We start from the raw sequence: 16,360 nt of genomic DNA, 5'->3' as shown, positions 1-16,360 counted from the left end.
ATCTGGAGCGGCCTCAATCACATACAGCTCTTGACCCGATACGAAACCACCAAAACTGTTCAACCAATTGATACGGATATGCCGTGCTTTAGTACCTTCTGGGAAAAGGGCAATCTTATCTAAAGCATTACGAGCCCAGCTAATAGTTTCTCCTGTTGGGGTCCATGTCTGACCATCATTGCTAGTCTCAACCGTTAAGCCTGTGATTGTTCCGTTAGAAGCTGCTGGGCGTGGGACATAAATCAAGCGATCCAACGCCTTGATTTCTCCTAAATCAAGGGTTAAGGTTGATGGCACAGCATCCGATTTGCCCCATTGGCTATGATAAATGGTGTTCTCATCTCCATCAAAGAAGCGTTCTAGAGGTTCACTAGGCTGTTCAGGAACACTTGCAACCTTATTCGTCACCGCAAGCTTCTTACTCACGTCCTTAGCAACAGTCGCTTCCGTTAGAGTAGCTGTATATTCCGAATCTCCTATAGGATTCGTTGCACGAACACGGAACTTGTAACTAGTCTCTGGAGACAAGTTGTAAACATTAAAGCTTGTATCCGCCACACGCGCAATCTGAACAAATTGACCATCTACCTCAGTCTCAACAATGTAACGTGTCGCTTCTGGACTAGCACTCCAGCTCAATGTCAGACTTCCATGTGTTGGACGAGTAACCGTAAAGTCTTTTGGTGCAGCTGGTACGCCTGAGTAGTTCACAAGCTCAGTTACTGGCTGATTACCCACTGCCGCAGTACGCAAGTTATTAGCTACCAAGATGCCATCTGCTGAGTTAAATTCAAGAGTAGCAGCTCTCTTAGCTTTCAAGATAACATAACCAACACGACCTGAACCTTCCAGAAGTGGTTTCTGACCAAAGTTAATGAAGTTGAAGACAACGTCAGTTTCAGCTCCACGAGTCCGCGATTGCGAAAGGTTCTCAGACTCCTTGGCAAATGCTTCCTTGATGATACGCCCATCATTCATGACTGCAAAATCAGCACTGTTAAACTGGAAGCTAGAGGTCAGCGCATTGACAGCTGAAATCTCATCTGCAACCAAGTAAACCTTAACTTCTTCATCTTTTACAACAGAGAGTTTCTCAGCTTCAAAGCGAAGGCTACCGCTCGGAGCTACAGTTGATGGCTCAGCCACTCCACCCGAGAGTTGAACAGCAATCACACTGATATCCTCAGCATCAATTAAGCCATTTTTATTGTTGTCAACGTGCTGAATATAGCCAAAATCGTTATCCGCTCTTCTGAGACCTGCATAGTTAGCAAAGGAGGTCTTATCTGCTTCGTCGATGCGACCATCGTTGTTGATATCTCCTGGAACTTGCATTCTTGTACCTTGTTTTTTGAAGATAAGAAGCTCTTCACCTGAAACAAAGTTACCAGAAGCTGCAGCGATGTTCATACGGACATAGCGTGCTGTTGGAACATTAAATTTGTAGGTCTTAGCCTTAGCGTCACGAGCCCAAGTCGTGTAGTGTGTATCACGTGACCACGTTCTGCCATCTTCACTAGTTTCAAAGAACACTCTAGTAATTGTTCCATTACCTGCATCTGAACGCGGATGATACTCGAGGTAGTCTACTTCATAAACACCACGTAGGTCAAAGGTAATGCTAGCTGGGAAGGTCACCGCTTGATTCCATCTACTGTGGAACATGTCGCCTTTTTTGAGGTTCACAAGATTATCAAGACCAGAACCGCCCTGTGCTGGAATGGCTGAGGTTGCACGAATGTCTCGAATCGCATTCATCCAAGGATCTTTACTAGTTTCGGCAACTAAAGCATCGCTCCATTCAGAAACACCAGCTGTGTTTACGGCACGAACACGGAAGGTATGAGGGGTGCCGTAAGCAAAGCCGTCAAAAGTCCAAGTTGGAGTCAAGATGTTCGTAAAGATTGTGCCGTCACGCTCTACTTCGTAACTCTCCGCTCCTTCAACCGCATCCCAAGCTACGGTAATCGCTGTTGGTGATGTGCCATTTTCTGGCACAACGACATTAGTTGGTTTCGTTGGGACTGTCTGACCTTCTAGGATTTCCTTATCAACTTTCTTATTGATAAATCCATCAATTGTTACAACTGTGTCACCTGCTGTAACATCGCTTGCCTCTAACTTGATTTTAACGAGGTCACCTGTCTTGACACGAAGGTTTTTTATCTGTTCGCTCTTCGCCCCATAGGTTTCCATAATTGGATCATTATGGTAGAAGAAGACGTTTGTACCAGTTTGATAGTCTTCGAGAGTAGTTACTCGAGTTAAGGTAATTTCTCGACCATTAACCATTGCACGAACTGCGTCAACATTATCAGTCACGTGAACATGAAGCTCAGTCGTTTTTTCTTTGGTCATGCCTTCATACTCACCAGTAGTTCGGTTGATTTTTAGGACAGCCTGACCTTTAACATTTGAATTACCCGCAGAGCTCTCTATTAGCGTGGTTGCAACCTTGCCTGATTTGTAGTCAACTGTCTTACCATCATCTTCGTAATGTTTAAAGCTGCTTTCTCCATGTGGGTAGAAAGTAAACAGACGGTTACTCTTATCAATCTCTGTAGGAGTGTTATGAGCAGCTGTCATCGGAATAATGGCACCGTTCTTCACAAATACTGGGATTTTCCAAAGCGGAGCAACAAAATTATTATAAACTTTACCACCTTGGTACTTCTCACCAGTATATAAATCTAACCACTCAGTATTTTCATCTGGGAGGTAAATGCCATTTCGAACATCCTGGCCATCAGCTTGCAAGTTAACATTTGTATAAACAGGAGCAACAAGAAGATTATCCCCGTACATGTATTGGTACTGAACATCTTTGGTATAGTTGATGCTCTCTTGAGGGAAATCAAGGAACATAGCACGGACAATAGGCTTACCATCTTCTGAAGCTTGATGTCCAATTGAATAGGCGTATGGTACTAAGGTTGACTTGGTTTTCAGTGAAATTCTATTGATATCAGTAGTTGGATGGTCATCACCAAAGGCGAAAGGCATCTTCGGCATTGAACCCCATCCATCCATATTCATGAGTATAGAGGTGAAAGTCTTCCACTGGTAGTCACGAGCATTGATAATTGGATCACTACCTGCAAAGATGCCGTCCATATCAGAACCCATATTCGGGTTACCTGACAAGCCCATACCGATATAAGTTGGGATATGGAAGCGAATGTATTCCCACTCACCACCGCTCTGGTCTCCTGACCAGATAGCTGCACTACGCTGTGTGCCTGCCCAGCCATCCAGTGAAACGATAAATGGACGTGCTCTGTCCTCACCACTGAGGTCAGTCAAGCGTTTTGCGCCTTCATCCACACCATTTAAACCAAAGTTATATCCAGGACCTACCCAAGCCACGTCTGTCTTGATGGCTCGGATACCTGCATCACGAACTTCTTTGTCAATATCACGGTGAGTGACAACTCCACCGTTGGTTGAGTATAAATCAGCCTGTGTCCAAAGTCCAACTTCGATACCCTTTGATTTGGCATATTCCACAAATGATTTAAGGTTTGCGATGTTCTCGTCAAGTGTTTCCCCTTGACCATAGCCTGCCCCATAACCATCGTTTGGCAAGAACCAAGAGAACGGCATGTCTGCCTCTTTATATCGGTCAATGACACGACGAGCTGAGAATTCGTAACTATCTCCCTCACCATTTAGTGTTTCTTTGACATCTCCTGGTTGTGGGGTGTGATTACGCCCGTCAAACTCAGCATACCATTTGCCGTTACCAAGTTTTGAGGCTGGTGTATTCATACCGTTAATACGTGGTGCTCCCTCTGGAACCTCACGCCAGTAGTCACGGTTATAAGCATTAAGGTGACCAAGATAGAGTGCATAAAGTGGCAGCACAGCCGGTTTACCTGTTAACTCATAGTAATCTTTGAGGAGCTCTTCTGGTTTGCTATTGATAAAGTAGAAGGCATCAAAGCGTGCTTCATTATGGTCACTAATCAGTTTAGTCTTGTCTTCTGTACCAAAGTTATAAACTCCTGGTCGGAAGGTATGACGTAAAACGCCATAACCATTACTTGACCAGTAGAACGGCGCTGGTGAAGCTACCCCTTGGTCAACCCAGTTATTTTCATTAACAATGTTAATCTTTTCACCTTTGTGAGTGAATCGACCATTCTGCATCCCCCCGCCAAAGAAATGTTCGTTTTCACCCTGTGTCAGAGTCTGAGTGGATTTTGTCCGAGTAATCTGTACAGGTTCAACCTCTTTGGTAACATACTCACCTTTAACTCGATCATAAATCGACATCCGTGAGGTTGCCTTATCAAAGATAACCAAAACTTTTGCTGTCTCAAGAATATAGCGACTATCTTCCTCAACTAATTTACCAACTGAACCATAGGTTTCTTGATACTTAGCTTGGTTTTTCACTGTGATACTTGCTGGACGACCAGCATGAACAAGTTCTGGATTATCGACAAACTCAGCATTTTCTTGTTCAATATTATAACGGAACACGTGGTCATTATAGAAGTTAACCTGAGCTTTATGACCTGTTTCGTAAGTGATGGAAGCTGTACCATTCTCAAATGTGACGTTGGTGATACGTCCGACAGAAGAGGCAGGTCTGTTATAGTCGCCTTCCACCGTTTCTACTGGTGGGTAAGCCGGTGTCGGTGTAGGCTCAGCTGGTGGAGTTTGCTGACGAACTGCAGCTTCAATCATCGGAGACAAGTTGTTCGCAGCATCCATCAATTGAACGTTGTAGGTTTTGTCAGCGAGCAAGTCCTGATTAACAGTCACTTGTACACGACGCTCACCTGTTGGAAGGTTTGCATAACCGATAAAATAAGTCTCTTGAGTTGTGCCTTCTGGGTTAATGACAATAGCTAACTCACCTGCTTGAACTCCTTCAGGTAGAACAACATCTACTTGACGAGTTCCAGCGACAAAATCGGCTGAAACAGCTGCTGGAGGGGCAACAGTATCAGCTACAAACGTCTTAGACTCTGACTCAAGACCTTGAACAGTAGCGATAGTCACCGCATAAGTCTGACCGTTTTCTAGTAATCTGTCGAGCGCAAGCACTGCAATGCCATCTTCTAAGTGAGATTCTTCAAGAGTAAGCTCTTTTAGAACTTGAGCGTCATTAGCTTTTAGTTTGACAACATGACTAGCTACTGCTTCTTTTGGAAGAGTTACCGCAACCTGACTGACTGTTTCTCCATCCTGTTGCAGAGGAGCATTAAACAACCGTACAGCTGCCGGAGCTTGAGGAGGTGTCTGTATTGGACGTTCCAATGTTCCCCGACGGTAGACTGCCATTTTAGGATTTATAATAGTTACGGCAGATTCTCCAAGCTTCGTTGAGGTCTTTTCACCATTTTGTGCTTCATAAGTCGTTACAGTCACTCGTTTGCCTGCAACAGCTTCACTGACCAGCTCTTCTTGATCTTTATATTTGGTCACATCATCAATGTAATGTTTTTCATCAGTTGCTAAGGTTTCAGTAACAGTTTCTTCAATAACAAGCTTCTTACCCTGCGGAATAAACTTGGAGGCAGAGACAAGGTGTGGCTGAGTATTGGCAGGTGCAGCATTCCCTACAAGTGTATTGGTAGCAGTCAAGCGGAAATATTTTGCATCTACTGGTTCAATCACAAAATCAATCGGCATGCGGTTTCCGCGACGTTGATAAGCTGCCCCCCCGTTTTCTGGTTTATTAAGCATATGTGGCTGACCATCTTGCTGTTCAACAGCTGTAAAGGTCACTTTCTTCCAGCTACCCTCTTCACCAGTTTTACTGTACTCGATGTAGCCATTGGCAGCAACTCCTGCTTCATTGTGGTAGCTACTTCCCAGAGCTGATTTGCCGTCTTGCATTGCTTGATAAGTGATGCGCTCAACTCTAGCAACATCGTCCAACCGAACTGTCAGTTTCGGCTTCTCAGTTTCTCCAATACCGACCCAAGCTGTAGCTTCACTACCGTCAACAGCATTTGTCGCAGGGAATCCTTCTTTTACGTTATCTGCTTGAGCGTAATTTTTATCAACAGAAACTACCTCATCAATTGTGCGCACGGCACTTTCCGTTTTTGCTTCCCCGCTCACTTCAAATTTAGTTGACTCAGGTGCAACAACTTCCTCAACCTCTTTTTCTGCCACAGCACCATCTTGGGTACTTTCTAGCGAAGCTGCTCCAGTTGGTCCAGCTGGAATAGGTGGCTGAACAGGCTGAACCCCTGTTTCTTCAGCATAAGCTGTACCGGCACTCAAAAAGCTCAATCCAATAACTGCTGAGCAGACACCGATTGAGAATTTTCGAATACTATATTTATTTTGTTTATCGAATAAATGCTTCATTCAATAAGTCTCCTTTTCTGATAGCGTTTTCTATTCTACATCACTTTAACACAGCAAACTTTTTTTGTCAAGCATTTTAACGAAAATAAACAAAAAAATACACACGATTTAATATATACAGGTCTGTTTTGACATTTTTAGACAAAAATAAAAGAGCTAAAAACCACATCTTTAGCTCTGCTATTTTTCAAAAAACTACCCAACAACTCCTGTCCCCAACAGATGACCAATCACAAAGGTCACAAACATGGTCAACAGACCAACCATAATGTTACGAGCAACAGCAGGAACAATCGGTGCTTCCCCCAGTCTGGCACTGGTATAACCTGTCACAAACAAGGACAGGATAACGACTAACACTGTTGCAGGAATGCGAATCGAAACAGGAAAAAGCATCACCGCAAGCATCGGAAATACAGCGCCTGCCACAAAAGCAAGAAAACTAGACAATGCCGCATGCCATGGGTTGGTAAAGGCTTCAAAATCCATATTGTATTTTTCTTCCACCAAAGTTTTAACGGGATTCTTGGCAAAAGCTTTATTAACCATAAACTCTGCTGCTGTTTCACACTCCCCACGCGCCATATAGATAGCTTTGAGAGATAGCCGAGCAGAGTCAGGGTGTTCGGTGTAGAGCCGCCGTTCTTTTTCTGTCGCTGCCTGCTCAGTATCCTTCTGAGTTGAGACAGAGACATACTCCCCACCTGCCATCGAAAAAGCGCCTGCTAAAACAGCTGACATCCCCGACAAAAAAATCACCCATTGATCAGTTGTCGCTGATGCCACCCCGATGACAACACCTGCAATGGAAACAATCCCATCATTTGCCCCAAGGACTCCTGCACGCAGGATATTTAATTTGCTCGAAAATTGTTCACTCATCTGCTTCATCTCCTGCTTCTAGTATAGCAAACTATACACACTTGTCAATAATGATTATAAATAAGTTTCACATGAGCCTTGAACTGAGCTATCATTCTCCGAACAACCAAAACATCAACTGACATTAGCCATTAGTCACAGGGTGAACCTGTCGTCATCTTCAGTATCAGCTAAGCAAACTGATTTGCTCAACCTTTTTGCAATCCATAGATCCCTATTTAATATATTTTGCTAGCCTATCACGATAACTGAGTTGACATTAGCAAAAAACGAGGGAAAATTCCCTCGTTCAATGCTTATTTAGCGATTTTTGCAAAGTACTCAAGTGTACGAACCAATTGAGCAGTGTAAGACATTTCGTTGTCGTACCAAGATACAACTTTTACCAATTGTTGACCGTCAACAGTCAACACTTTAGTTTGAGTCGCATCAAAGAGTGAACCGTAAGAGATGCCTACGATATCAGAAGATACGATTGGGTCTTCTGTGTAACCGTAAGACTCGTTAGCTACTGACTTCATGTGAGCGTTGATAGCTTCAACTGAAGCTTCTTTTTCAAGAGTAACAACCAACTCAGTTACAGAACCTGTTGGAACTGGAACACGTTGTGCAGCACCGTCAAGTTTACCGTTCAACTCAGGAATTACCAAACCGATAGCTTTAGCTGCACCTGTTGAGTTAGGAACGATGTTTACAGCAGCAGCGCGCGCACGACGGAGGTCACCGTTACGGTGTGGTGCATCCAAAGTGTTTTGGTCACCAGTGTAACCGTGGATAGTTGTCATGAGACCTTTTTGGATACCAAAAGCATCGTGAAGGGCTTTAGCCATTGGTGCCAAGCAGTTAGTTGTACATGATGCACCTGAGATAACTGTTTCAGTACCATCAAGGATGTCATGGTTTGTGTTAAACACAACAGTTTTCACATCGTTACCACCAGGAGCAGTGATCACAACTTTTTTCGCACCGTTAGCGTGCAAGTGTTTTTCTGCTTTTTCTTTTGAAGCGAAGAAACCAGTAGCTTCCAATACGATGTCAACACCTTCAGTTGCCCAGTCGATGTTTGCTGGATCAGCTTCAGCTGATACGCGAACGAAGTTACCATTTACTTCAAAACCACCATCTTTAACTTCAACAGTACCGTCGAAACGACCTTGAGTTGTGTCATATTTCAAGAGGTGAGCCAACATATTTGGATCTGTCAAGTCGTTGATGCGAGTTACTTCAACACCTTCCAAACCTTGGATCAAGCGGAAAGCAAGACGACCGATACGTCCGAAACCGTTAATACCAACTTTAACTACCATTTGCGATTTCCTCCTTATGAAAATCAAATAAAATTTTATCAGGCAAAGCCTTTTGTGAAAAGATTAACTTGCAACTTTGCAATAATCCCTCAACAAATCTATTATACTTCTTTTCAAATAAAAATGCAATATTTTTCAGTTAAATCGACAACTAAAATCATGAGCGACTGTTTGGAGCATGAGTTAACTTGGTTTTAAGGCAAAAAGAAAACCAGTCGATGACTGGTGAGGTATGCGGAGAGTGGGACTTGAACCCACACGGCCTAAAGCGGCCACAGGATCCTTAGTCCTGCGCGTCTGCCAATTCCGCCATCCCCGCGAATGGCTTGTTGTCTTAACAACAAAAACAATTATAGCAAACCATTCAATACTTGTCAATAACTTAATTCAATTTTTTTCAAAAATATCATTAGACATGCAATGACAGCTCTAAAATATCTGGTATTTGGGTAGTTGACAAGATAAATAACACGATACTTTGACACCTGATATTTGCCCTAAAACATGATGAAACGAATCGTGATGCTAGAACAAGACAAGTAGTTGCCGTAGGCGGTTACTTTAAGCATCAATAACGGCCTTGAACAACTCTACTCCTGATCAACCGTCTAGCAATAACTGTTGCGATAATCACCTTAATCGTATCTCCTGGCACAAAAATCAGGTTGGACAACAATAAATCTATCCGCGTCATATCAGAAAAATATCGCAACCAAAAGACACCAAGCAGATACACCACAGGAATGCTTGCCAACCAAAGTAAGATAGCATCCGTAATCCATCGAGAAGGTTTTACCAGTCGTGTTAAGGCCTCATACAACAGGGGTACAGCCAGCCAAGCCACAACGTAACCAGCCGTCGGTCCAGTGAGGACAGGTAGAGTGGTATTCCCGCCTGTAAAGACTGGCAGGACTAATCCAATCATTAAAAACAGTAGGACACTAAGACTTCCTCGAGTGCCTCCCAGCAAAGCGGCTGCCAGCATCACACCCATATTTTGCAAGACGATTGGAACAGGTATAACACCTAGGGAAATAGGGGGCAAAAATCCCAAAACACAGATCAGGGCTGTCACCAGCGCCATTTGAGCGAGAGATTTACTCTGAAACATGATAAAATAAGTCCTTTCTTTGTCAAGATGCTGTCGTTGAACTAGGCAAGATGTTGTGATTTCTTAAAAACTTTACAGAAAGCAAGTCTCGTCATCTAGCATTTTGAAAACAGCTTCTCTATTCTCATCATAGCAAAAGCTAACTATATTTGTCAACCTTATTTTTATTTAGGTTAACATTTATTCGAATAAAAAACCAAAGGCTAGCTGGTCTGGCCCTTGGCTTCTTGTAAGAGAATAAGTGAGGAAGTTTTATTAAGGCTTGTCAACATTGATAAACTCAAGGTCATCCACGGTCAGCTCTACCGTCAGTTTATCATCACGATCGAGGTTGAGCAGTTGCTCCAAACTCTGACTGGCAAACGTCGCCACCTTTTTTTGGCGGTTTAGGTCATCAAGGACATGCTCTGAGGTCTCGTAGATGGCTTCTTGGCTTTTTTCAGCGAGAAATTCCTGTGCTTTTTGCCCAGAGGTAAAGAGGTCAACTGCCTTATCAACTAAGCCACTCCCGCTTTTTTTGATGACAGGCACGCCAGTAGCTTGCGAATCAACGTAGACCGTCAGTGGTTTCTTAAAGCTCAAAACGCTGTTTGTTATGGTTAGATCACTCTTATCCAACCCCTTCAACTCCAGTTTAAACTCGGTTTTGACGGGAATTTCAGCCACCAAATCTCGTCCGACAAGCGCTTTAGTCAAGGGTTCAGTCCATTCAGGCCAATCTTTGAAATGCTTGTTGGTAAACACTTGTTCCGCTGTCGTCTCAACATCTGCACCAGCAACGACCAGCTGACTTTCACGCTCAAAGCGCTCGATGACAAAGCTGTATTTACTCGTTAATATCCCACCAAAAAACTGCTCTCGAAAATGAAACACCAGACCTAGCGCTATCAACACAAGAACAACTAAACTAGCAATCTTCTTTGCCACAAATTTTCCAATTAGTTTCATGTGAAACCTCCGATTAATTAAACAAGACTATTATATCTGTTTTTTGCTAATTTTTAAAATAAATAGAGTAGTGGGTGCTGCACTTGGGATTAAAGGGCGACTGGCAGATTGGGCAAGCGCCTGTTTTATAATCAGATAAGGACAGTTGCTGACGGCAGACACCGCATAACACGGGGTGTAGCTCGTTAGCAGAGGTTGCCTGAAAGACATGGTCTGTTAAGGCATCATGGCATTGGTAACAGGCATAGTACCGCTGGCATTGCCCACATTTGAGAGCGACAATATCCAGTTCGCTATGGTAATGCCTGCAACGGCTATGCTGATCAAGGTCAAGACCGTAAAAGAGCGGTTCAGCCATGGTTAGCCCTGCTTGTTCTTAGCAATCGACCGCCCTTTGCCCTCCAGATAAACCATCAGGATAGAAATATCAGCTGGGTTGACCCCTGAAATCCGACTAGCCTGTCCGATGGTTTCAGGATTGATTTTCTTAAACTTCTGACGGGCTTCGGTAGCAATAGAGTCGATGTCATCCCAGTCAATGTCAGCTGGAATCCGCTTTTCTTCCATGCGCTTCATCTTGTCCACCTGATCAAGCGCTTTAGCGATATAACCCTCGTACTTAATCTCGGTTTCAATCAGCTCGATTACCTTACTATCCAGTGGCTCCGCCGCTTCACCGACAAACTGGGTCACCACAGCATAGTCAATCTCAGGTCGGCGCATGAAATCCTTAGCCGTCATGGCATCGGTCAAGGGCTTGAAACCAAGGGCTTGAACCTGCTCATTGGTCTCCTTGACGGGTTTGAGCTTGATGCTGGCAAGACGTGCCATCTCACGGTCAAACTGGTCTTTCTTTTCTTGGAAAATGGCCCAGCGGTCATCGGCTACCAGTCCAACTTTGCGGCCGATCGGTGTCAATCGCATGTCGGCATTGTCATGGCGGAGAATGAGGCGATACTCTGCCCGTGAGGTCAAGAGACGGTAAGGCTCCAGCGTCCCCTTGGTCACGAGGTCATCAATCATGACCCCGATATAGCCATCACTCCGTCCCAAAATCAGCTCAGGCTGGCCCTGAACCTTGAGTGCCGCGTTAATCCCTGCTATCAAGCCCTGTCCAGCGGCTTCTTCATAACCCGATGTGCCATTGGTCTGACCTGCTGTGAAAAGACCGCTGATGGACTTGGTTTCCAAGGTCGCACGGAGCTGGTGAGGCAGGACAATGTCGTACTCGATGGCATAGCCTGTCCGCATCATTTCCGCATTTTCTAAGCCCTTGATGGAGTGGAGCAGTTCTTTTTGAACATCTTCAGGTAGGCTGGTAGACAGCCCTTGAACGTAGATTTCTTCCGTGTTTCGGCCTTCTGGCTCAAGGAAGAGCTGGTGGCGTTCCTTGTCGGCAAAGCGAACAATCTTATCCTCAATGGATGGGCAGTAGCGAGGTCCAACGCCCTTGACTACCCCCGAAAACATCGGAGCTCTGTGGAGGTTGTCATTGATAATCTGGTGGCTGGTCTCATTGGTATAGGTCAGCCAGCAAGGCACTTGGTCGGTCACATAGTCCTCGTCCTTGGACAGGAAGGAGAAGTGATTGGGCTTATCATCGCCCGGCTGGATTTCGGTCACCGAGTAGTCGATAGAAGACGCCTTGATACGCGGCGGCGTTCCTGTCTTGAAGCGTCCAATTTCTAGTCCTAGCTCTTTGAGGTTGTCCGCCAGCTTGACAGACGCTAAGCTGTTATTTGGACCAGAGGAATACTTGAGGTCTCCGATGATGATTTCCCCCCGCAGGGCTGTCCCTGTGGTAACAACGACCGCTGCTGCCGAAAAGGCCTGTCCAGTCGCTGTCTTCACACCGATGACCTGCCCATTGTCCACTAAAACCTCGGCAATCTCGGACTGGCGAAGCGTGAGATTCTCTTGGCGCTCAACGGTTTGCTTCATCAGCTGGGCGTAGAGCGCCTTGTCTGCCTGAGCACGAAGCGCACGGACAGCAGGGCCTTTGCCGGTGTTAAGCATCTTCATCTGGATATAGGACTTGTCGATGTTGCGCCCCATCTCGCCCCCCAGAGCGTCAATCTCTCGAACGACAATGCCCTTTGCAGAGCCGCCAACAGACGGGTTGCAGGGCATAAAGGCCAACATATCAACATTGAGGGTGGCAAGGAGGGTCTTAGCCCCCATACGGCTGGCAGCCAGACTCGCCTCGACCCCAGCGTGACCAGCCCCAATAACGATAACATCGTAGTGTTCTGTAAAGTAATGTGTCATGGTTTTCTTTTTTCTAAAATCCTTTCTAGGTAGGGCACCAATTTTTTGGTCTGTACCTCCTCTTTTTTCAACCAAAAGAAATCGGTATGTTCTTCTGGATCAAGTCTTATAACTGCTGGTTTTTCAGTCAAATGATAATGATAAACTAGCCGTGTAAATACGGTTTGCTTGTCATGGTCAAACTGGCTATCTTCATGAATAATGGTCAAATTTGGTTCGTTCAGGACTAGCCCAATCTCTTCGGCACACTCTCTAATAGCAGCATCTCTTGGTAGTTCACCTTCTTCAACACTGCCACCTGGAATATCCCAAAACCTTGGATAGACATTGTCTTTTCCTCGCTTAATAGCAGAGCGTTGAATGATAAGTACCTCATCATCAACCGTCACGAACACATGGGCGATTAACCTAACGCTCATTTGATATTCCCTCCATATTCACCACATGCTTGACCTGACCATCCCAGTTTTTGAGAGCGGTCTTTAGAAAAGCGGGGTTGAAGTCAAGTGCCTCAAGGTCGTCAAAACTGACCCATTCACACTGGCGCTGACTGCCCCCTTCCACAATGCTGACGTTAGGTTCAGACAGTGGCGTGACCAAATAGTGAAACTCGATCTGATGAAAAATCCGACCGTCCAGCTCAAAGTGGTTCTCAACGACAAAGGCGAGTTCATCAACCTGACTATCACAGCCAACCTCCTCACGCACCTCACGTCGGACAGCGTCCTCAGTCGTTTCACCGACAGTAATCGCACCACCAATGCAGTAATATTGTCCAGCAGGCGATCTGGCGAGATAAATCTGATTTCCCCTAACCAACAGCGCTGTTGCTCGAACGCCGAACGTCTTATGGTCTATTGTTGTTCTAAAATCCATGGGTCACCTCCAGTCGTCAGAAAAAGCCAAAGCTAGTTCATCATTGCACGCCAAAAAAGGCGGACAAGACAATGAGCTTTGACTTTCATTGTTTTGATTATATTCGTTTGTTTTCTAATTGATTTTTCCAGAAAATTTTATAGCATAAAGGATATAAGAAAAACCATTTAACAATACTCCTACAGCTAAAACCTTGGCCATCGTTGTGAAACCAATAATTGGATTAAAAATCATGATTACACCGAACAATAACCCAATAACTGCCAGAGCAATTTGAAGGAGATTCAAGAGTCCTCCTCTTGCTTTAATGCCCGTATAGAGGTAATAACCTGCCAACGATAAGAAAGATAGCACGAACAACCACAACATCATTCCCATAGATAAGATTGGCATCGTTAGGATAAAAATACCAAATAAAAGTGAGACTGCTATTGTAGCGTAGGGAATGGGACGAATGTTATGATACAGACAGTAGAACAAACCAACTAATGCTCCGGCTATATAAGTCATCCCCCAAATCAGAGAGTAAGATAAGATAGTGTCTGCCGGGTTATTCCACATAAATAGCCCAATGATAAGGTAAAATAACCCTGTTAAAAAGTTTATCAAGCGCATGAATATTTGCTCCTTTTTTAATGATTATGCCATCATATGGTAGGTTAATTAGTACTACCTCCATAATCTTGCTAACTATAGTTTAGCAGAACAATAGTAATTTGTCAAACCAACACAGCAGAATACTTTCATACCCATACGCATAAAGAACGTGCTGATGTCAAATTTACTTTAAATGTATTTTTCAAATCCTTTGGAACCTTTTTATTATCATTGAAGTAAAAGCGTAGTGATTGGCACTACCTTTTGACTTGAGAGTCCGTCAGTTACTTCTAAGTCGTTCAATCGCTCCTTAGCGTCAGTTGCTTTTAGGTGTATAACCATTCGGTTGCTAGGTAGCGAATGCGCTAATTCTATGTTCTAAATAGCCCTAACAGCCTAAAGATAGCTGTCAGGGCTATTCGTAAAGTACAGAGTTACAACTCACCACACTCTGATAATGACAGATTGACTCCCCTCTTTTGGATACAATAATTTCTAGGAAGCGTGCTAGTGCTGAATAAAAAAGCCAAAAATAGAGTTCCTCCAAGTATTTGTATGAATACACTCTTTTGATCATCTCAACCAATGGTTTTTGATACACACGACTGTCTAAAGACTTTTTTTCTTCTTGGTTGTGCGCGATAAGCTAACGACCCAATCTGAGTCTAAGGTAGATAGGCGTTGAAGCCAGGTTTCTTCAGACCAAGGAAGCATCACACGATAAGTGACTTCTAGACGATTTTGGTTGACTTTGGCTTTTTCAAGAACGACATCAGTGCCTAACTCTGCTATAAAACGCTCTAGTAAAAGCCGAGGAGTCGCTCCCTGAGGCAGGCTGATGGTCAGTTCCTGCCAGTCCCTTGTCTTACTGGCAAAGCGTGTTTTTTCTAGCAGAATCATGACCCCGCCGACCAACAGTGTCATCCACAAGGCGAGGAACAGGTAGCCCATCCCTGTTGCTAGTCCCACAGCTGTTGCCATCAAGACCAGCAACAACTCTTTACTGGAGCTAGCTGGCGAACGAAACTTAATCAAACTGAAAGCGCCTGCCACAGCCACAGATGTCCCAAGATTGCCATTGACCAAAACAATAATCACAGCAATCAAGGTCGGCAAAACCACCAACATCATCGCAAAATCACGAGAATAAGTCGTTTTATGCTGGTAGAGATAAGCTAAGGCGAAACCCAAAACCATACTGGTCAGAAGGCTCAACACCAAGCCCCAACCCGATGTTGACACCGTTGACTGACTGATGACACTTTGAAACAGTTGATTAAGCATAATGTGCCTCCCTCTCTAACATTTTGGATTGGTACAGGGTATAAGCCTGACCATATTTAGAAAATGATACTTTGTCAAGATTGTACTGGTTCAGGATATTCTCCAGCCAAGCAGGCAGCTGGTCACTGACCTTAATCTCCATAATCAGTTGTTGCTCTGGTAAAAGTGGCAAAGCCATCGAACTCGTCAGGACAAGGTCGTTGACCAGAGCATAGGTGATGCTCGTGTCTAGCGTGACACGGATTGACGGATTGTCCTTACCTTTGAATGATAGACGCTTGTAGGAAATTAACATCCGCGGTTTAATCGTGCCGTATCTCTGTTGCAATGTTTCCAGCTGAGCCAGCAACCGTTTATCTTCAGTATGATTTTCCATGTCACCTGCCGCTAGCAGACCTGCCTGTTTGGGACTGGTTTTGATCCGATATTTGTAGCCAACACCATCTATTTTTTGCTTGATTTCTAAAAATGCTGGTGCCTCTAAATCGCCATTCCTGTCATAAGTCCTCAAACGAAGCTTTTCCTTGCCGTATTTTTTGGCCAACGAATCTTGAACCATATCAAAATGCTCCGTATCAAAGTAGAGGCTTGTGATGGTGGATTGGGCAAAATCATCTGCCTCCATGTACTCGCCCAAGTCTGACAGCAAGTGGGGCAACTGAGCTAGGCTCACTAAATATTTGGTTTCTACCCGCTTAAACTCTTTTTGGTGAATGCGTTTGGTCATGTTATGGTCCTCTCTTAGATTGGTCATCGT

General features: G+C 44.4%; 12 protein-coding genes and 1 tRNA gene. All 13 read right to left on the bottom strand.

The features are described from left to right. On the bottom strand, window positions 1–6,330 hold a 6,330-nt coding region (locus A3GW_RS11280; protein WP_051070804.1), incomplete at its 3' end, for a discoidin domain-containing protein. 195 nt (window positions 6,331–6,525) lie between these two features. Next, window positions 6,526–7,212, bottom strand: a complete 687-nt coding sequence (locus A3GW_RS0108520; RefSeq protein WP_018368866.1) for a VIT1/CCC1 transporter family protein — start codon at window positions 7,210–7,212, stop codon at window positions 6,526–6,528. A gap of 296 nt (window positions 7,213–7,508) precedes the next feature. Next, on the bottom strand, window positions 7,509–8,519 hold the full coding sequence (gene gap / locus A3GW_RS0108515; protein WP_018368865.1) for a type I glyceraldehyde-3-phosphate dehydrogenase: 1,011 nt from the start codon (window positions 8,517–8,519) through the stop codon (window positions 7,509–7,511). A 233-nt stretch (window positions 8,520–8,752) separates the two neighbouring features. Next, window positions 8,753–8,838: transfer RNA gene (locus A3GW_RS0108510), tRNA-Leu, on the bottom strand. 249 nt (window positions 8,839–9,087) lie between these two features. After that, entirely contained in the window at window positions 9,088–9,630 is a 543-nt protein-coding gene (locus tag A3GW_RS0108505) for a biotin transporter BioY (RefSeq protein ID WP_018368864.1), read from the bottom strand. A 255-nt stretch (window positions 9,631–9,885) separates the two neighbouring features. Continuing rightward, window positions 9,886–10,578 carry a hypothetical protein gene (locus A3GW_RS0108500; RefSeq protein ID WP_018368863.1) on the bottom strand — a complete coding sequence of 231 codons (693 nt, stop codon included), beginning with the start codon at window positions 10,576–10,578 and terminating at the stop codon, window positions 9,886–9,888. Window positions 10,579–10,624: 46 nt separating this feature from the next. Then, window positions 10,625–10,936 carry a CHY zinc finger protein gene (locus A3GW_RS11580; protein WP_083907138.1) on the bottom strand — a complete coding sequence of 104 codons (312 nt, stop codon included), beginning with the start codon at window positions 10,934–10,936 and terminating at the stop codon, window positions 10,625–10,627. A 2-nt stretch (window positions 10,937–10,938) separates the two neighbouring features. Then, a complete protein-coding gene (gene mnmG, locus A3GW_RS0108490) occupies window positions 10,939–12,846 on the bottom strand; it encodes a tRNA uridine-5-carboxymethylaminomethyl(34) synthesis enzyme MnmG (RefSeq protein ID WP_018368861.1) in 1,908 nt (635 codons plus the stop codon). After that, complete coding sequence (locus A3GW_RS0108485) at window positions 12,843–13,265, bottom strand: NUDIX hydrolase (RefSeq protein ID WP_018368860.1); 423 nt, start codon at window positions 13,263–13,265, stop codon at window positions 12,843–12,845. Before A3GW_RS0108485 ends, mnmG begins: the two co-directional genes overlap by 4 nt. Next, window positions 13,255–13,722, bottom strand: a complete 468-nt coding sequence (locus A3GW_RS0108480; RefSeq protein ID WP_018368859.1) for an NUDIX hydrolase — start codon at window positions 13,720–13,722, stop codon at window positions 13,255–13,257. The genes A3GW_RS0108485 and A3GW_RS0108480 overlap by 11 nt, the downstream gene beginning before the upstream one ends. Window positions 13,723–13,836: 114 nt before the next feature. Further along, window positions 13,837–14,337: a DUF308 domain-containing protein gene (locus tag A3GW_RS0108475; protein ID WP_018368858.1), complete on the bottom strand. Its 501-nt coding sequence runs from the start codon at window positions 14,335–14,337 to the stop codon at window positions 13,837–13,839. Window positions 14,338–14,928: 591 nt separating this feature from the next. Then, on the bottom strand, window positions 14,929–15,603 hold the full coding sequence (locus A3GW_RS0108470; protein ID WP_018368857.1) for a DUF4956 domain-containing protein: 675 nt from the start codon (window positions 15,601–15,603) through the stop codon (window positions 14,929–14,931). Next, complete coding sequence (locus A3GW_RS0108465) at window positions 15,596–16,357, bottom strand: polyphosphate polymerase domain-containing protein (protein WP_083907137.1); 762 nt, start codon at window positions 16,355–16,357, stop codon at window positions 15,596–15,598. Before A3GW_RS0108465 ends, A3GW_RS0108470 begins: the two co-directional genes overlap by 8 nt. Between the last annotated feature and the right edge of the window lie 3 nt (window positions 16,358–16,360).

Source organism: Streptococcus entericus DSM 14446, from assembly GCF_000380025.1.
Classification (GTDB): Bacteria; Bacillota; Bacilli; order Lactobacillales; family Streptococcaceae; genus Streptococcus; species Streptococcus entericus.
The sequence above is the reverse complement of the archived record's forward strand: the minus strand, read 5'-3'. Positions and strand labels throughout refer to the sequence as shown.